The following is an 18,101-nucleotide window of genomic DNA, read 5'->3' as shown; positions in this document are numbered from 1 at the left end:
GCGACGCCGAGCCGAGGTCCAGGTTTCGCGTCGCAAGTGGGCCGGACGGCCGAATACCGGTGTTGTATTCGGCCGTTCGGACCGCGCCGCGAGGCGGAAGCTGGGCCCGGCGCAGGCCGCCATGATCGGCAGGACGGGCCCTAGCCCATCGGCTGCTCGGGGGAGGCCATGAAGGCGACAGTGGACCGTGATCCCTGGGTGATCACCTGCACGCCCCAGCCCCGCCCGGTCAGGTAGAGCACCGCGTCCTCGTTGCTGACGATCGTGTAGCCGCACTCCGGGCCCTGCCTGCGGTAGTGCTCCAGCACGATCTCCGGCCCGGGCGCGGACAGCGTCACGGTGGCGGCCGACTCGGCGCCGGCGAGGTGCTCGATCCGGCTGCCGGCCGGCAGGCCGAGGCCGGGCGCGACGCCGGTGACCGTGCGGCCGTCGGCAACGACCTGGTGCGCGCCCTCTCCGGGCGGCGCGCAGCCGGTCTTCGCACCGTCCGGTCCGGGCGCGGCGGGTGCGGATGTCGCGACGCTCGGTGCTTCGTCCTCGCCGCACGCGGTGAGCAGGCCGAGCGTGAGCACGGCGGCGACCGCCGCAGTGCGGGCGTACCGGATCATGAATTCGCCTCTCGATGGCCGCGCGGTAGACCATGATCTTCCGGCCTCGTGCAAAAGCGGCGGCGGCCGCCCCCGGTGTCGTCACCCGGGTGCGGCCGCCGCCGTGCCGTCAGCCGGCCCGGACCAGCTCCGGCTCCGGTTCCGGCAGCCGCTGTCCGGCGCCGGGCAGGGCGTGCCGGCCGCGGGGGCGCATGAAGCGCGGCGCCCACCAGTTCGCCGGGCCGAGCAGCGTCATCAGCGACGGCAGCACCACCGCCCGGATGATCGTCGCGTCGAGCAGGATCGCCGCGGCCAGGCCGACGCCGAGCTGCTTCATGTCGACGGTGCTCAGCGTGGCGAAGATCGAGAAGACCGCCACCATGACGATCGCGGCGCTGCTCACCACGCCGGCCGAGCCGGTGATGCCCTCGGCGACGGCCTGCCGGTTCGGCACGCCCCGCTGCACCGCCTCGCGGATCCGGCTCACCACGAAGACGTGGTAGTCCATGGAGAGGCCGAACAGGACCACGAACAGGAACAGCGGCAGCCAGGTGACGATCGCGCCCATCGAGGTGAAGCCGAGCAGCCCCTCGGCCCAGGTGTGCTGGAAGACCAGGACCAGCAGGCCGTACGCGGCGGCGGCGGAGAGCAGGTTGAGCAGGATCGAGGTCAGCGCGACGACCACCGAGCGGAACGTCCAGGCCATCACCAGGAACGTCAGCACCAGTACGAACAGGACGACGATCGGCAGCTTGTGCCAGATGTGCGCCGCGTAGTCCTCGCTGCCGGCGACGTCGCCACCGACCGCGTAGGTGACGCCCGGCACGCCGGCCAGGGCGGCGGGCACCAGGTCGTCGCGCAGCCGGTGCAGGGAGCGCCCGGCCTCGTCGCTGCGCGAGGAGAACGGCGTGGCGACCGACAGCACGCTCACCCGCTTGTCGGGCGACACCTCGATCTTCGGACCGGACTCCTCGACGGGCGCGAACAGTGCGTCGTTCCCGGCGCCGGTGGCCAGCGAGGTCAGGGCCGCCTTGACGGCGGCGGCCTGCGCCGCGGGCGCCTGCACGACCACCTGGTGGCTGGTGCCGTTGCTCGGGTACGCGGCGGCCAGCCGGTCGTAGGCCTGCATCGCCGGGGTGGTCCGGGGCAGGTCCTCGGTGCCCGGGAACTTGAGCTGCATGCCCAGGGCCGGCGCGGCGAGGGCGAGCAGCAGCCCGACGCTCACGATCAGCGTGGGCAGCGGCCGGCGCAGGGCGGGGCGCAGCACGAACGGCCAGAACCAGCCGTTGCCGGAGCGGCGGGCGGTCAGGCGCCACAGCAGCGGGACGCGGGGCCGGTCCACCCAGCGCCCGAGCTTGGCGAGCAGCGCCGGCAGGACCGTCAGGGAGCCGATCACCGCGACGGCGACGACGAGGATCGAGCCGACCGCGAGGGACGAGAAGATGGCGTCGCCCGCGAGGAACAGGCCCGACATCGCGATGACGACCGCCGTACCGGAGACGACGACCGCGTGGCCGGACGTCTCCGCCGCGATCTCGACCGCGTCGACGTGGCCGCGGCCCTTGGCACGCTCCTCCCGTTCCCGCCGGACGTAGAAGAGCGAGTAGTCGATGCCGACGGCCATGCCGATGAGCAGGATGACGCTGCCGGTCGAGTCGCTGGCCGGCACGAGGTGCGAGGCCAGGGTGGACAGGCCGATGGCGGCGGCGACGGACGAGAGCGCCAGCAGCACCGGCACGCCGGCGGCGATCAGCGCGCCGAACGCGATGATCAGGATGGCCAGGGTGACGGGCAGGCTGAGCAGCTCCGCGCGCTGGAAGTCGGCGCCGAGGGTGTCGTCGAGTGCCTTGCCGATCGACGGGCCGCCGACCTGCTCGACCCGCAGCGCGGGATGCGCGGTCTGCACCTGCGCGGTGGCCGCGCGCAGCGGCTCGACGCGGTCGGAGGCGGTCTCGGGGTCGCCGCTCATGGTGATCGGGAGCAGCAGCGCGGAGCCGTCGTGCGCCGGTACCGGGTCGCCGACCCCCGCCACCCCGGGCACGCCGCGCAGCTTCGCGGCCGCGTCCTTCGCCGCGGCGGTCGCGGCCGCGGTGTCCAGGGCGCCGCCGCGGGAGGTGATAAGTACATTGTCGATCGCCGGCTCGTCGCCGAACGCGCCGTTCTCGATCATCACCGAGGCGCGGCCGGACTCGCCGACCGCCATGTCCTCGGCGGTGGCCTCCTTCATGCCGGCGGCGTTGCCGCCGACGAAGCACACCGCCACGAAGACCACCCACAGCGCCAGTGCGCGCCACGGGTGCTCGGCGCTCCATCTCGCCACGCGTACGGTCACCGGTCGCCTGCCCATCACGGGCCTCCTACGGTCGGGGTTTCTGTGTCGAACCTGAACGTAGGCAGCGCACGGACTGTGAACATCCGGGCTGGACCCGCGTAGCCCCCTGATCCCGCCGCCGGCGGGCCGCGGACGGATGGGCGACAGCGGTAACCGGCAAAACGCGCGTACCCGGCGCGGGCGCCGCGGCGCACCGGACATTCCGGCCACCGGCCCCGACGCCGCGATCAGGGTTTACCCGGTGTTGTCCCCCAGCGGCCCTGATCATTGACGCCGGGCCGGGAGAGGACAAAATGGTCGGATGACGATTCCGCGCCCGCCCGCGCCGTGGCTCATCCGGCCCGTGAAGCTGCCGGCCACCACCCCGCCGCCGCTGACCGGGCCGTGGGCGCCGGCGGACACCCGCCTGGACGACGTCGAGCTGCTGACGGTGCCCGGCCACGGACCGGAGGACGTCGCGGTCGGCCCCGAGGGCCACGTCTACTCCGGTACGGAGGACGGGCGGATCTGGCGCTGGCAGCCCGACGCGCACGCCGGCGCCGTGCCCGAGCCGCTCGCCGACACCGGCGGCCGGCCGCTGGGCATCGAGATCGATCCGCGCGACGGCAGCCTGATCGTCTGCGACGCCTACCGGGGCCTGCTGCGGATCACCGGCGACGGCACCGTCACCGACCTGGCGCACCGGGTCGGCGACAGCCGCATCCTGCTGTGCAACAACGCCGCCGTCGCGGCCGACGGTGTCGTCTACTTCACCGACAGCTCCAACCGCTTCCCGGTCTCGCACTGGCGTCGCGACCTGCTGGAACACCGGCCCAACGGCCGCGTCCTCGCGTACGACCCCGGCAGCGGCCGCACCGCAGTGGTGGCCGAGGGCTTCCACTTCCCCAACGGCGTGGCGCTCACCCCGGAGCAGGACGCGCTGCTGGTCTGCGAGACGGTGTCGCACCGGCTGCTGCGCATCTCGCTGCCGGACGGCGCCGTGCGAGACCTGGGCGACCTGCCCGCGTACCCGGACAACATGTCGTCGGTCGGCGACGGCACCTACTGGATCGCGCTGGCCAGCCCGCGGGTAGCGATCGCCGAGAAGCTGCTGCCCCACCCGCACCTGCGGCGGATCGCGGCGGTGCTGCCCGCCCGCCTCCAGCCGCAGCCGCTGCCGTACACCATCGCGGCCCTTGTGGACTCCGAGGGCACGGTGCTGCGCACGCTGCACGGCCCGGCCGGCCGGTACGTGATGACGACCGGCGTTCGCCAGCATGGCAACACGCTGTGGCTCGGCAGCCTCACCGAGAGTGCGATCGCCCGCACCTCGCTCGAATAATTGTTACCTCTCTGTTATTGCGCGCTCACTCGACGTCATAATTACCGCTGTCGGCGAATACGCGAGGCCTAGACTCCGAGTACTACGCACGTGCGCACTTGTCTGGGCGTTGAATCGGACAACAATCGAGTCATGACCTACGGCAAGAAGGATCTGCCTTTCCCTTACGATCAGGACTTCTCTGGCATCGTCACGAGGGTCAAGGGCGTCCGGGAGGCTACCCGGGTCGCGCTCATCAACTCGCCGAAGGTGGCCTCGTACCTCAAGGCGGGCGCCAACCTGATCGAGCAGCACTTCGGCGGCGACGAACCGGCGGCGGCCGCGGCCGCCGCGGAGAGCGGCCGTAAGCCGTACTGGTCGGGCATCCGCTTCCTCAGCGAGCGCGCGCTCTCGCGCGAGATGGAGAATCTCGAGCCGCCGTTCCTGCGCCAGAAGGGCGACGGGCCCTACCGCTCCACCTGGGCCTGCCACGACGACTACCTCAACGACCTGCTGGCCTTCATCTTCCACGACATGAACTACGACCCGCAGTACAACGCGGAGATCGAGACCCGGGGCAGCTGGGTGAGCACCGACGCCAGCTTCGTCGACGTCGTCGACCGGGCCACCTATCACGAGCTGCAGACCATCTGCCGCATGCCGCTGTTCCGGTTGCAGCTGCTGATGGTCGCCACCGCACACCGCAACGACGGCATCCACGACGCGATCTCCAGCAACTACGAGGGCGCGCTCGACCCGTGGAAGAAGATCTACGAGTCCACCATCGCCGCCCGCGGCTTCCAACTGCGCGAGGGCATCACCCTCGACCAGTTCACCAACATGCTCGCCGCGATCACCGAGGGCTTCGCCATCCGCAATCTCGGCGATCCGAGCGCCGGCGTCCTCGGCGACGGCCCCCCGGACAACCTGGCCGGCATGGCCGTGCTCGCCATCCTGAACAGCTACCTCGAGCCGGTGGGCACGACCAGCGGCACGACGCTTCGCGAGAGCTTCGGCGACATCTCCGACCGGGCACGCCCGACCGACGGCACCGACGACGGCACGGACGACGACTGCGGGGGACCGACATGACCAGCACGACCGACCGGCCCGCGATCCGGACCACCCGGGAACCCTCCTGGTGGGACCGGCAGGGCGACCTGATCATGCGGCGGCCGTTCAACGAGTGGACGTTCACCCACATGAACTGGCTGATGCCGACCGAGCGCGTGGCCCGTAGCGGGCCGCACCGCCCGCTGCCGCTGAGCCCCGACCCGCTCGACCTGACCTACCGCTTCGCCGACGCCGACCACACCCTGACCGACCTGCACCGCCGCACGTTCACGACGGCGTTCGTCGTCCTGCACCACGGCGAGATCGTGCACGAGACCTATCCCGGCGCCTTCGCCGGTCCGCGCACCCGCATGCAGCTGTTCAGCATCTCCAAGTCGGTGACGTCGATGCTGGTCTGCATCGCCCTGGCGGACGGCGCCATCGGCAGCGTCAAGGACCGGGTCACCGACTACCGGCCCGACTTCCTCGGCACGGCCTACGACGAGACCACCCTGGCCGAGCTGCTCGATATGACAAGCGGCGTCGGCGAGCCCGAGCTGTGGGACGTGCCCGACAGCGGCATCAAGCGCTTCGAGCAGGCCGTCATGGGCGGCGGCGACGTCGCCGGGTTGATCCGCTCGGCGCCCCGCACCGCCGCGCCCGGCGAGCACTTCAACTACTCCACGTTCGACGCGCAGATCCTCGGCTGGGTGCTGGAGGCCGCGACCGGGACCACCCTCGCGGAATACGCGGCCAAGCGGTTGTGGCGCTTCATCGGCGCCGACCGCGACGCCTACTACTGGCTCACCCGGGCGCGCCCGCGCACCGCCCTCGGCGCCGGCTCGCTCAACGCCACCCCGCGCGACGTCGCCCGCCTCGGCCTGCTCATGGCGAACGACGGCGTCGCCGACGGCATCCAGATCGTGCCCCGCGAATGGGTACGCCGCAGCCTCGGCAGCGACCTGCCCCAGCTCGCCGTCGGGTCGCTCGGCCCGAGCGGCTACCCGCACTACGGCTACTCCAACCAGTGGTGGACCCTGGGCGACAGCGCCTTCCAGGCCTTCACCGGCCTGGGCGTGCACGGCCAGTACCTCTTCGTCGACCCGAGCGCCGACATCGTGATCGTCAAGTGCAGCGCCTGGCCCACCCAGGACGACGAGCTCCGCGACCTGGAGACCATCACCGCCCTGCGGCGCATCGCCGATCATTTCGCCTGACCTGTTTTTTCACTCCATTTCGTAATTCCTTCCGGGCTGCTCCGTGCCCGAGAAACCCAGCCCTGAAAGGGACCGATAGTGAACTCTGCCCTGCTCAAATGGGTGGCCGCCATTAATGTCGCGCTCGTCTGCGCCGCCATTCTCTTTTTCGTCGGCGGCCCGGCCGGCGCGGCCATCGCCCCCGGCACGGTCATCGTCTCCGGCACGGCGACGCTGCCAGCGGAGCTGTCGTCGCTGGCGAACGGCAAGCGCATCGCGTACACCACCACCGCCCTGAACGGCGCGACGGCCACCGCCACCGGCCTGGTCATGACGCCGAAGAGCAACCGGAAGAACAAGACCGTGGTGTGGGGTCACGGCACGACCGGGCTGGCCGACAAGTGCGCGCCGTCGGCCAGCCAGGCCGTGTTCTGGCCCGAGGCGCGTGCGGCGATCGCCGCCCTGCTGGCCAAGGGCTGGACGGTCACCGCGCCGGACTACCCGGGCCTCGGCACGCCGGGAGCGCACCCCTACCTGGTCGGGCTCAGCGAGGCCCGCGCGATGATCGACAGCGTCAAGGCGGCGCGCAACCTCGACAACAAGCTCACCACGCAGTACGCGATCGACGGCCACTCGCAGGGCGGGCAGGGCGCCCTCTTCGCCGGGCAGATCGCACCCGCCTACGACGGCGCACTGGTGCTCAAGGGCGTCTCGTCGATCGCACCGGTGTCCAACGTGCAGATCTTCGCCCCACTGATCCCCGGCACACCGGGCCAGGGCTACCTGGTGATGGGCCTGTACGGACTGAACGCCGTCAACCCGGCCTTCGACCCGAACTCCGTGCTGGCGGCGCCGGCCAAGCAGAAGACGTCGGTGTTGCAGAGCGGCTGCCTCTACGAGGTCCTCGCCGCCTACGAGACCCTCACGGCGGAGGAGCTGCTGGTCGGCGGCGCGTTGCCGCAGCCGGTGATCGACCAGCTCGCCGCCAACGACGACCCGGCACAGAGCGCGCCGACCGCGCCCGTGCTGCTGATCCAGGGCACCGACGACGAGGCCGTGCCCTACGGCCTCACCGCCGGACCGCTGCTGGACCAGCTCACCGGATACCAGACCCAGCCCGTGGACTTCGTCTCCGTCGACGGGGCGAACCACGACCAGACCGTCTTCGCGACGACCGGCCAGGTCGCCGACTGGATCGCCGCCCGCTTCGCCTGACGGCGAACCCGGAACCGACGGCACCCCGTGCGATCCACCCCCGTGCGGGGTGCCGTCACGAACTCGACAACCACCGACCACCAAGTGAGGCACGACCGATGAACTTCACAGTGCGACCCCCCGCCTGTTCCTTCGCCGCCCGCACCGGCGCGCCGCGGGCCTCGCGCCATCCCCGCAGGTGCGAGCGGGCCACCGTCGCCCGCACTCCCGCGCCGCCGGTGCACGACATGTCCGTGCCGGAGCTGACGGCGCTGGCCTGCGGCAACCACCCGCACCGCGGCCGGGCGGTGCTCGAGCTGATCGGCCGGGCCAGGACCGACGACGCCGCGACCGACGCGCTCGGCGAGCTGAGCCGCCTGCCGTCGCTGCGCGAGGACCGGATGTTCCACCTGGTCTCGCTCGCCTGGGCGGCGATCATCGGCCTGCTCGCGGCCGCGACCGAACGATCCTGGGCGACCGCGCACGCCGCCTTCGCCGACCTCGACTTCGACGACCGGCTGGCGCTGCTCACCTACCTCGAGAGCACCACCGAGGTCGCCGGCGGTACCTGGACCTGATGGGCGCCGGTCAGCGCAGCAGCGACATCAGCCCGGCCATGACGGCCGGGAGGTCGCTCGGCGCGGGCAGGGCGTACGGGTCGTTCGAGCTGCTCAGGATCGCGGCGAGGAGGCCGCCGCAGACGCAGAGCAGGATCACGAGACTGATCACGAGCAACACGATCGAGGCGGCCATGCCGGGGTACTTCTGCGGCGGCCCGCCCAGCGCCCCGCCCATGAAGGCGATCATCGGCGCCCGGTACTCGAGCTCGACGGTCTGCCCGGGCAGCACGTTGACGCCCAGGTCCGCGACGCCGATCCGGGTCGGGATCAGGTACGGCACGTGCACGTGCAGGTGGTACTGGCCCGGCTGCACGGGCAGCACCGTGCGGGCCTTCCAGCCGGCCTGGACCGGGTGCCCGTTGATCTGCACCTGCGGCTTGATGAACCCCATCAGGAACGCGAGCGGATGATATTTCAGCGTCAGCGCGATCGCGGAACCCCCGGCGCCCTGCGGCGGATGACCGGGCTGCTGCGGCTGGCCCCACGGCTGCTGCTGCTCATACATGGCGATGTTTCCTCCCCCTGCGCGGGCTCGAAGAATAGCGTCCCGCGCAGGGTGCCCGACCGGCGGCTACGAGGCCGTCCAGTACAGGGCCCGGGCGAACTCGGCGTAGAGGCCCTTCGGGTGCGCCCGGAACAGCGGCTCGGTGCCGAACATGACCGCCCGGCCGCCCCGGGCCGTCACGCCCGAGATCACCGCGGCCTGGTCCGCCGCCTGCTCCGGGCCGCCGGCGCCCGGCGTGGCCGGCAGCCAGTGCCCGGCGATCAGCGGGTCGGCGGCGGCGTAACGCTGCTCGACCGTGAAGCCGGTGCCGGTGAACCAGATCGGCGAGAAGACGAAGGCGTACGGCAGCGATCCCGCGCCGACGACCGGGCCGGTGTTGCGCACCGCGACCACCCCGTTGGCGTCGGTGCGGCCGGTCACCGCGGTCGCCGGCAGCAGCCCGGCCGCCGCGTTGAAGGCCGCGCCGGTCCGGCCCCGGGTCACCACGCCGCCGCGGGCGAGCAGCTCGTCGACCTCGGCCTTGCCGACCGCGTTGAGCTGGGCGTACGAGAGGCCCGAGGAGACCACCAGGGTGTCGGCGTCGGACAGTTCCGCGCCCGCGTTGAGCAGGGCCGTCGAGACGGGACGCACGTCGAAGCCCATCTCGCGCAGCGCGAACAGCTCGTCGGCCGAGACCGCGGCCGCGATCACCGGCGCCGTGAACGCGGTGCCGGCGGATCCACGCGGCGCGGCGGTGAACCGCACGCCGTACCGGTCCGCCACGACCTCGGCCTCGCGGCGCGCACCGGCCGGGACCACGACGGTGGCCGCGTCGGTCCGGCGCAGCTCGACGCCGAGGTCGAGCAGGGCGTTGACGGCGCGCACGTCGGCGCCGTCGCGCATGGTCAGGGACAGGTCGCGGCCGCGCGCGGCGGCGACGGCGCCGGTCGGCGACGCCGCGGTGACCGCGACGGTGGCCACCCGCGGCGCGGCGGTGGCGCTGACGTCGACCGAGGCGCCCCAGAGCAGGCGGTTGCTCCAGCCCGAGATGTCGTACATCTGCGGCACCAGCGCAGAGATGTCCCGGCCCGCCTCGAGCAGCGCGTTGGCCAGGCCGCGCTTGGGCTGGTGCATGTCGACGACGTACGAGCCCGCGCGGTAGGACCGGCCGGCGAGGGCGAAGTCGTGCCGGGCCCGCGTCACCCGCACGTCGCCGGCGACCAGGTGGTCGACGAGCCGGGCCGCGGCGGCCGGGGACCGCTGCGCGGCGCCGGCCGGGATGACGTAGGCGCGCGGGAACCGGGTGGAGAAGCGGTCCTCGGGGCCGAACCCCGGTACGAAGCCGTCCGGGATCTCCGGCGACGGCGCACCGGCCCAGCCGCGGCGGAACTGCTCGATCTGGTCGGCGAGCAGGTCGGCGCGGTGCTCGTCTGCGTAGCCGATCGCGGCCTCGATGGTCGCCGCGGCGACGTCGGTGTTCACTCCCGCGCGGCGGCGCAGCTCGGCGACCGGCAGCGTCTCGTACTCACCGTGATTGACCGCGAGGGGAATCTCCACGGTGTGCCCGACGGCACCCTGGTAGATCGCGTACATCGGGTTGAAGACCGGCGGCCAGTCGTCCCAGTCGCCCGGCTCGAAGTCGCGGAACGGGATGTCGGCCCGCGCCGTCTCGGGGTGGCCGAGCCGCTGGATCGCGGCCTCCATGCCCTCGGCGTTCGGCAGCGCGTGCTTGATGTAGAGGTCGTACTCGTAGTTCTGGCCGTGCGGCGGCGTCGCCGGCTCGATCAGGGTGGTGCCGGTGTAGCCGTGCTCGTCGAGCATCACGAACGGCTGGGTCGCGATGACCACGTCGCGCGTGGCCCGCGACTCCGGCTGCGAGTTGGTCGCCTGGTCGCGGTTGATGTCGAAGCCGGCGCCGTTGGCGCGGGTGCCGGCGATCCGCCCGTCGGGGTTGTTGGTCACGGTCACGTACAACCGGGTGCGCTCGAGCAGGCGCCGGGTCGCGGGGTCGGTGGCCCCGGCGAGCCGTTCGATGACGCGCAGGGCGCCGTCGGTGCCCTCCCACTCGTCGCCGTGGATGTTCGCGTTGATCCACACCGGGGTCTTGTAGCCGCGCACCAGGGCCTTGTCGCGCCGGGCGGCGCCCGGGTCGTCCTCGATCAGCGCGCGCCAGCGGTCCTGCCGGGCGGCCTCGGCGGCCGACTCCGGCGCGGTCACGGTGACCAGGTACAGGTCGCGGCCCAGGGCGGAGTGCCCGATCACCTCGGCGGAGACCCGGTCGGAGGCCGCCTGCAGCGCGTTCAGCCGGGGCGCGATGCCATGGTACGGGACGAGCCCGAGCTTGATCGACTTGTCCGCCGGGTTCTCGGGGTAGACCCGCAGCTCGGTCCGGCGCGGGTAGCCCCGGCGCGGCGGCGTCCAGCGACTGTCCGGCGTCGCGCCCAGCGGTGCGGCCCGCGCGGCCTCGGCGCTCGCCTCGGCGGTGGTCGCGGCGATCTCGTTGCGCTCGGGACCGTTGCCGAAGTCCCTCGTCGAGTGTGCGCCCGGCACGGGCTCGACCGGCTCGGCCGACGCCGGGTTCGAGACGAGTGCGGCGGCGAGCAGTAGCGCTCCGAGTCCGGCCAGAGTCCGCGGCGAATCCACAAGGCACCTCCGTTGGGGTGGCTCTGACCTTCTCGTGTGGATCGACCCTCACGCAACGGTCCGTGCCGGACAGGGGCATACCAATCTGCCCATTGCACCGATATCGTAGGTTGCCGCCAAGGCGCTGCGCAGGCGAAACTCACACGTCCACCCCGGCGCCGACGGGTACGGGGTGCCCGCTACGCCGCGTTAACACTTATTGCACTCTGGTTAAACTCTCGCCGCGGCATTGACCACTGTGTCGAGACGAACCAATCTATGGCGGCAACTCGGAGGCTGTGCGTACTCAGCCATCGGACCCACCCCACCTCAAGCTTTCACGCTGCACGCTTCACTCTGCGAGGGAACCACCCCATGAAATATCGGCTTACCGCGGCCGTCGCCGCCCTGACGTTGAGCATCGCCGGTTGCAGCGGCGCCACCTCAGACGCCGGCACCGACGACAAACCCGCCGCCGGCTCCAAAGGCACCGTGAAAATCGCCGTCAACCCCTGGGTCGGCTACGAAGCCAACGCGGCCGTCGTCGGATACCTGCTCGAACACGAACTCGGTTACACCGTCGACAAGAAGAACCTGAAAGAGGAAATCTCCTGGCAGGGCTTCGAAACCGGCGAGGTCGACGTCATCCTCGAGAACTGGGGACACGACGACCTCAAGAAGACCTACATCCAGGAGAAGAAAACCGCGGTCGAGGTCGGCCCCACCGGCAACAAAGGCGTCATCGGCTGGTACGTACCCCAGTGGATGGTCGACAAGTACCCGGACATCACCGATTACAAGAACCTGAACAAGTACGCGGACCTGTTCAAGACCTCCGAGTCCAAGGGCAAGGGTCAGCTCCTCGACGGCGACCCCTCGTTCGTCACCAATGACGCCGCCCTGGTCGGCAACCTCAAGCTCAACTACGAGGTCGTCTTCTCCGGCAGCGAGGCCGCGATCATCAAGGCGGCCCAGCAGGCCACCGCGCAGACCAAGCCGCTGCTGTTCTACTTCTACGAGCCGCAGTGGCTGTTCGCCAAGGAGAAGTACGTCCGGGTCAAGCTGCCGGCGTACACCGCCGGTTGCGACGCCGACCCCAAGAAGGTCGCCTGCGACTACCCCGACTACACCCTCGACAAGATCGCCAGCAAGAAGTTCGCCGACACGAACAGCACGGCGTACCAGCTGGTCAAGAACTTCCAATGGACCAACGAGGACCAGAACCTCGTCTCCGACTACATCACCAACCAGGGCATGACCGCCGAAGCAGCCGGCGAGAAGTGGGTCAAGGAACACGAGGCCACCTGGAAGCCGTGGATCCCCTCCGCCGCCTGACCGACCCTTCGTAGATCATCGCGCGACGCCCTTCGCGGCGTCGTGCGATGGTCGGCGTCCACTTCACACTTTCCTGACGGTTCTCCGGCCGGACACCCGATCTCGGATCGGCACCGGAATCGAAATCTGATCGAAATCTTGCGGCGGCACGATGTTTGCGCCGAACGATGATCAAATGAAGCCTCAGCCATCGACAAACCTGACAGTTCGCCCGCGTCGCGGCGCGGACTGAGTAGTTTTTGCTTTGGTTCCTAGTACATCGTGGACTACCGGTCTGCTCATCGATATGGTCCGGAAGCCACGGCAAGGCCAAGCCGTCCACAAGGCCAAGGAGAGTTTGCGTGTCCGCAGGGAGTCGTCCGGCCGCAGGCCCGATCGAGATCGGTGCCCGGTTCGGACCCGGCGCCACCGCCGCCGCACCACTCCAGAGGCGGCGGTAATCCGATGAGAATCCCCCGTCCCCGCACCGCCGGCCGCGACCTCGCGACCGGCACCGGTCCGGCCGAGTCCGGCGGCACGATCCGCCGCCGCGTCGTACGAACCCTCACCCTGCCCGTCGTCGCCGTGCTCGTCCTGCTCGGCGTCATCACGGTCATCGAGGTCGACAACTACCGCACGGCGGCCGCCTCGGCCCGCGCCGTCACCCTCGTGCTCGCCGTGCAGGACCTGGTACAGGAGCTGCAGACCGAGCGTGGCCTCACGGCCGGCCTGCTCGGCGGCAACGTCGGCTTCAAGGCCGAGCTCGTACCGGCGCGTAAGCGCGTCGACGAGCAGCGCGCCAAGGTGGAGGACCTGATCTCCTCCGGCGGCGTCGCGCAGGATCGCGTGGCCACCGCCGTGCGGCAGCTCGACGGCCTGGCCGGCGTCCGGGCCGGCACCGACGCGGGCGCCGCCGACCGCGCGCCGACCTTCACCTTCTACACCGGCCGCATCGCCGAGCTGAGCAACGTCGACTACGGCCTCGACAGCTCCGCCGATCCGGACCTGCGCCGCGGCGTCTCGGCGCTCGAGGCGCTCGGCGACGCCAAGGAGAGCACCGCGCAGAAGCGCGCGTTCCTCAACGGCGTCTTCTCCGCCAGCGGCTTCAAGGGCAACGAGTTCCTCCAGTTCGTCACCATGCGCTCGGCCGAGGACTCGGCACTTGCCACGTTCGCCCGCTACGCGACGGACACCCAGCTCCAGGCCCGCGACTTCGTCTTCAACACCGGCGCCGCACAGACCGCCGCGTACTTCGAAGAAGTCGCGCTCAACTCCGGCGACGGGCGGAACCTACAGGTCAACCCGCAGTCCTGGTGGTCGTCGCAGACCACCGTGCTGGACGACCTGCGGCAGCTGCAGCAGCACGTCGGCTCGGTCATCCAGGCCCGCGCCGCCACCCTCCAGGACCAGGCCAGCACCCGGATGGGCCTGCTGATCGGCACCGTGATCCTCTGCTTCGCCGGCTCGGTCTACCTGGCCACCGTGGCATCCCGCTCGATCGCCCGGCCGCTGGCCACCCTCGCCGGCGAGGCCAACCGGCTGGCGGGCGAGCAGCTGCCGGAGGCGGTCCGCAGGGCCACCGCCGGCGACGGCGACGCACCGCCGCCGCCCATCCGGATCCCGGCCGGCGCCAGCGACGAGATCCGCCTCGTCGCCGACGCCCTCGACCGGGTGCAGGCCACCGCATACTCCCTGGCCATCGAGCAGGCGATGCTGCGGCGCAGCACCACCGAGTCGCTGGCCAACCTGGGCCGCCGCAACCAGAACCTGCTGCGCCGCCAGCTGGGCTTCATCACCAGCCTCGAACGTGAGGAGTCGGACCCGACGGGCCTGGCGAACCTGTTCGAGCTCGACCACCTCGCCACCCGCATGCGCCGGAACGCGGAGAGCCTACTGGTCCTGGTCGGCGCGGCCAGCCCGCGGCAGTGGTCGGACCCGCTGCCGATCGCCGACGTCGTCCGCGCCGCCGTCTCCGAGGTGGAGGAGTACCGGCGCGTCCAGCTGCGCCGGGTCGACGACACACTGGTCGCCGGCGCGGTCGTCAGCGGCATCGCGCACATGCTCGCCGAGCTGGTGGAGAACGGCCTGTCCTTCTCGCCGCCGGACGCCGACGTCGAGATCCAGGGCCGCCGCATCGGCGAGAACTACCTGATCGCCATCACCGACCAGGGCATCGGCATGAGCCGCGCCGATCTCGAGCTGGCCAACCAGCGCCTGCGCGGCGAGGGCGACTTCATCACCGCGCCGACCCGCTTCCTCGGCCACTACGTGGTCGGCCGGCTGGCCATCGAGATGGGCATCGACGTGCAGCTCGCGCCGTCGCCGGTGACCGGCGTGACGGCACGCATCGTGCTGCCGCCCTCGATGCTCGCCAGCCCGCAGCAGGTGGCCGGGCCGAACCGTCCGGCGGCCCCGGCACCGGAGCAGGTGCAGGGCGCCGAGCGCCCGCGGGCCCTGGAATCGTCCGACCCGGCGATCACCCAGGTGCTGACGATGCCGCCCATCGAGCCGCCACCGGCACCCACCGACGGCCGCATCCGGCCGACGACCATCGAGTACATCACCGCCGCCGGCAGCCCCGCCGTGCGGACGCAGCAGACCGAGGCGGCCGGCAACTCCTCGGCCGCCCGGTACGAGGCGGCGATGGCCTCGTCGAACCTCGGCATGGACATGGACATGTACACCTTCGCACCGCCACCCGACGACGCCGACCGAACCCCCAACGGCCTGCGCAGGCGCACCCCCGGTACGCGCAAGGCCACCAAACCGGGCACCGACCGCGGCGCGGCACCCACCCGCACCGTGGAACGCCCGGCACCTGTCGGCGACTCCCCCGAGGAGGTTCGCGCCCGGCTGACCGCGTTCCGCAGTGGCGTGCAGCGCGGCAGCAACGAACCCGCCGATCGACCGTGACCGCCCCCACCCCTAGGTCGAAAGAGTTCTCATGAGCGTTGACACGTCTGCCGACCGGCACCAGTTCAACTGGTTGCTGGGCAACTTCGTCCACCAGACAGACGGGGTCCGCGACGCGGTCGCGGTGTCCTCCGACGGCCTGCTGATCGCCAGTTCGGACGGGCTGAGCCGCGCCGAGGCCGACCACCTGGCGGCGATCGTCTCCAGCCTGGCCAGCGTCGCGCGCAGCGCGTCGCGGCGCTACGACTTCGACGGCCTGAAGCTCATCATGATCGAGATGCGGCGCGGCTTCCTGCTGGTGTCGGTCATCGCGGGCGGAAGCTGCCTGGGCGTGGTCGCCGGCGGCGACAGCGACGTCGGCCTGGTCGGGTACGAGATCTCCCTGCTGGCCGACCGGTTCGGCGCCCTGCTCACCCCGGCGCTGATATCCGAGTCCCGGCAATACCTACCGCGATGAGCCACCGGCGGGAGTGGGGCCCGGATCCCCGCATGAGCCCGTACGCCGGTCCGCCGCCACCCTGGAGGCCGCCGGCGCCGGGGCCACGCGCGCCGGAACCCGAGGACGAGCTCGTCGTTCGCCCGTTCATGCTCACCGGCGGGCGTACCCGCCCGTTGCACGACGGGCTGCGCATCGAGACGCTGCTGCACGCCTCCCCCGCGGCGCTGTCGGCTCCGCTGCGCTTCGAGTCGCGCCGGATCGTCGAGCTCTGCCAGGCGCCGATGTCGATCGCGGACCTGGCCGTCGCCATCGGAGTGCCGCTCGGAGTGATCCGGGTGATCGTCGCCGACCTGGTGACCGACGGCTATGTCCGCGTCGAGGAGCAGCTCGGTGAACTTCCCATCGCATTGATCGAAAGGATCAGGGATCGTGTACGGGCGCTCTAGTGAACCGGTGCCGGCGCCCCTGCCGCCGGTGGCGGTCAAGATCGTCATCAGTGGCGGCTTCGGTGTCGGCAAGACCACCTTCGTCGGCGCGATCTCCGAGATCGAGCCGCTGGTGACCGAGGCCGAGATGACCGAGCGGTCGATCGGCATCGACGACACCTCCGCGGTGGCGTCCAAGACCACCACCACCGTCGCGCTCGACTTCGGCCGCATCACCCTCGACGACGCGCTGCTGCTGTACCTGTTCGGCACGCCCGGCCAGGACCGCTTCGCCTTCCTCTGGGACGACCTGGTCGACGGCGCGCTCGGCGCCATCGTGCTGCTCGACACCCGTCGGATCGAGGACTGCTTCGCCGCGGTCGACTATTTCGAAGAACATGAGATCCCATTCCTCATCGGGGTCAACACGTTCGACCGGAGCCAGCGCTTCGACCTCGAGGAGGTCCGCGACGCGCTGGGTATCGGCCCGGACGTGCCGATCCTGGAGTGCGACGCGCGACACCGCGAGTCGGTCAAGGACATCCTGGTCGCCCTGACCGAGGAGGTCCTGGCCAAGCGCCTGAGCCGCGAGCGGCCGGTGCCCACGTGGTAGGCACGCCCAATCAGAAACGGACTTCGATGCTGACTCGTACGCGCCGGCTGGCGGCCCTGCTGAGCGTGGTGGCGCTGGCCGCCTGCGGCGACTCGTCGACCGCGATCACCGCGCCGCCCGGCGTGGAGCGCACGCCCTGCGGCACCGTCTCGATCGCCGTCAACCCCTGGGTGGGCTACGCCGCGAACGTCGCGGTGGTCAGCTACCTGCTCAAGCAGGAGCTGGGCTGCAAGGTGGTGGAGACGGACCTGACCGAGGACGAGTCGTGGGAGGGCCTGGCCAGCGGCCAGGTCGACGTCATCCTGGAGAACTGGGGCCACGACGACCTGAAGAAGACCTACATCGACGACAAGAGGGTCGCGGTCGAGCAGGGCCTGACCGGCAACAAGGGCGTCATCGGCTGGTACGTACCGCCGTGGATGGCCAAGGAGTACCCGAACATCACGAAGTGGAAGAACCTCAACGACTTCGCCGACATGTTCGTGACGGCGAAGTCCGAGGGCAAGGGCCAGCTGCTGGGCGGCGACCCGTCGTTCGTCACCAACGACGCCTCCCTGATCAAGAACCTGAACCTGAACTTCAGCGTGGTCTACGCGGGCAGCGAGGACGCGCTGATCGCCGAGTTCAAGAAGGCCGAGGCCGACCGGAAGCCGTTGATCGGCTACTTCTACACGCCGCAGTGGCTGTTGTCGGAGATCAAGCTGGTGCACATCCCGCTGCCGCTGTACAAGCCGGGCTGCGACTCCGACCCGGAGACGGTGGCCTGCGACTACCAGCCCTACGACCTCGACAAGATCGCGAGGAAGGCCTTCGTCGACTCCGGCAGCCCGGCCGCCGACCTGATCAAGAACTTCCGCTGGACCAACGACGACCAGAACGCGGTCGCCCGCGACATCACGGTCAAGAAGCTGTCCCGTGACGCCGCCGCGAAGCGCTGGCTGGACGCGCACCGCACGACCTGGCAGCAGTGGATTCCCCGCTGACCGCGCCCGGAGTCTGAGGACGGCCC

General features: G+C 71.0%; 15 protein-coding genes. 11 read left to right on the top strand and 4 right to left on the bottom strand.

The window, feature by feature from the left end:
• Nucleotides 1-140: 140 nt before the first annotated feature.
• Nucleotides 141-608, bottom strand: a complete 468-nt coding sequence (locus BJ971_RS13180) for a hypothetical protein (protein WP_184992946.1) — start codon at nucleotides 606-608, stop codon at nucleotides 141-143.
• Between the two features lie 109 nt (nucleotides 609-717).
• A complete protein-coding gene (locus BJ971_RS13175) occupies nucleotides 718-2,934 on the bottom strand; it encodes an MMPL family transporter (RefSeq protein ID WP_184992944.1) in 2,217 nt (738 codons plus the stop codon).
• Between the two features lie 286 nt (nucleotides 2,935-3,220).
• Here BJ971_RS13175 and BJ971_RS13170 point away from each other — a divergent pair, with 286 nt between their 5' ends.
• From BJ971_RS13170 to BJ971_RS13150, 5 genes are all read left to right on the top strand, one after another.
• Nucleotides 3,221-4,240 carry an SMP-30/gluconolactonase/LRE family protein gene (locus BJ971_RS13170; protein ID WP_184992942.1) on the top strand — a complete coding sequence of 340 codons (1,020 nt, stop codon included), beginning with the start codon at nucleotides 3,221-3,223 and terminating at the stop codon, nucleotides 4,238-4,240.
• Between the two features lie 132 nt (nucleotides 4,241-4,372).
• Complete coding sequence (locus tag BJ971_RS13165) at nucleotides 4,373-5,311, top strand: hypothetical protein (protein WP_184992940.1); 939 nt, start codon at nucleotides 4,373-4,375, stop codon at nucleotides 5,309-5,311.
• Nucleotides 5,308-6,489, top strand: a complete 1,182-nt coding sequence (locus tag BJ971_RS13160) for a serine hydrolase domain-containing protein (protein ID WP_184992938.1) — start codon at nucleotides 5,308-5,310, stop codon at nucleotides 6,487-6,489. The genes BJ971_RS13165 and BJ971_RS13160 overlap by 4 nt, the downstream gene beginning before the upstream one ends.
• A gap of 78 nt (nucleotides 6,490-6,567) precedes the next feature.
• Nucleotides 6,568-7,683, top strand: a complete 1,116-nt coding sequence (locus BJ971_RS13155) for an alpha/beta fold hydrolase (protein WP_239087726.1) — start codon at nucleotides 6,568-6,570, stop codon at nucleotides 7,681-7,683.
• A 98-nt stretch (nucleotides 7,684-7,781) separates the two neighbouring features.
• The gene (locus BJ971_RS13150; protein ID WP_239087725.1) at nucleotides 7,782-8,240 is read left to right on the top strand and encodes a hypothetical protein; all 459 of its coding nucleotides are present in this window, start codon (nucleotides 7,782-7,784) and stop codon (nucleotides 8,238-8,240) included.
• Between the two features lie 10 nt (nucleotides 8,241-8,250).
• On the opposite strand, the gene BJ971_RS13145 is transcribed toward BJ971_RS13150, so the two are convergent.
• Nucleotides 8,251-8,787, bottom strand: a complete 537-nt coding sequence (locus tag BJ971_RS13145; protein WP_184992936.1) for a hypothetical protein — start codon at nucleotides 8,785-8,787, stop codon at nucleotides 8,251-8,253.
• Between the two features lie 66 nt (nucleotides 8,788-8,853).
• Nucleotides 8,854-11,409: a M14 family zinc carboxypeptidase gene (locus BJ971_RS13140; protein WP_184992934.1), complete on the bottom strand. Its 2,556-nt coding sequence runs from the start codon at nucleotides 11,407-11,409 to the stop codon at nucleotides 8,854-8,856.
• 354 nt (nucleotides 11,410-11,763) lie between these two features.
• Between BJ971_RS13140 and BJ971_RS13135 the strand changes: the two genes are divergently transcribed.
• The 6 genes from BJ971_RS13135 (at nucleotide 11,764) to BJ971_RS13110 (ending at nucleotide 18,075) form a co-directional block, all read left to right on the top strand.
• Nucleotides 11,764-12,723 carry an ABC transporter substrate-binding protein gene (locus BJ971_RS13135; protein WP_184992932.1) on the top strand — a complete coding sequence of 320 codons (960 nt, stop codon included), beginning with the start codon at nucleotides 11,764-11,766 and terminating at the stop codon, nucleotides 12,721-12,723.
• A gap of 444 nt (nucleotides 12,724-13,167) precedes the next feature.
• Nucleotides 13,168-15,615, top strand: coding sequence for a sensor histidine kinase (locus BJ971_RS13130; protein WP_184992930.1), 2,448 nt, complete (start codon nucleotides 13,168-13,170; stop codon nucleotides 15,613-15,615).
• Between the two features lie 31 nt (nucleotides 15,616-15,646).
• Entirely contained in the window at nucleotides 15,647-16,072 is a 426-nt protein-coding gene (locus BJ971_RS13125; protein ID WP_184992928.1) for a roadblock/LC7 domain-containing protein, read from the top strand.
• Nucleotides 16,069-16,500, top strand: a complete 432-nt coding sequence (locus BJ971_RS13120) for a DUF742 domain-containing protein (protein ID WP_184992926.1) — start codon at nucleotides 16,069-16,071, stop codon at nucleotides 16,498-16,500. The genes BJ971_RS13125 and BJ971_RS13120 overlap by 4 nt, the downstream gene beginning before the upstream one ends.
• Before the next feature lie 7 nt (nucleotides 16,501-16,507).
• Complete coding sequence (locus BJ971_RS13115) at nucleotides 16,508-17,092, top strand: GTP-binding protein (protein ID WP_184992924.1); 585 nt, start codon at nucleotides 16,508-16,510, stop codon at nucleotides 17,090-17,092.
• Between the two features lie 26 nt (nucleotides 17,093-17,118).
• Nucleotides 17,119-18,075 (top strand): ABC transporter substrate-binding protein, encoded by a 957-nt coding sequence (locus BJ971_RS13110; RefSeq protein ID WP_184992922.1) that lies wholly within the window; start codon nucleotides 17,119-17,121, stop codon nucleotides 18,073-18,075.
• Nucleotides 18,076-18,101 lie beyond the last annotated feature (26 nt).

Source organism: Amorphoplanes digitatis (assembly GCF_014205335.1).
Classification (GTDB): Bacteria; Actinomycetota; Actinomycetes; order Mycobacteriales; family Micromonosporaceae; genus Actinoplanes; species Actinoplanes digitatus.
The sequence above is the reverse complement of the archived record's forward strand: the minus strand, read 5'-3'. Positions and strand labels throughout refer to the sequence as shown.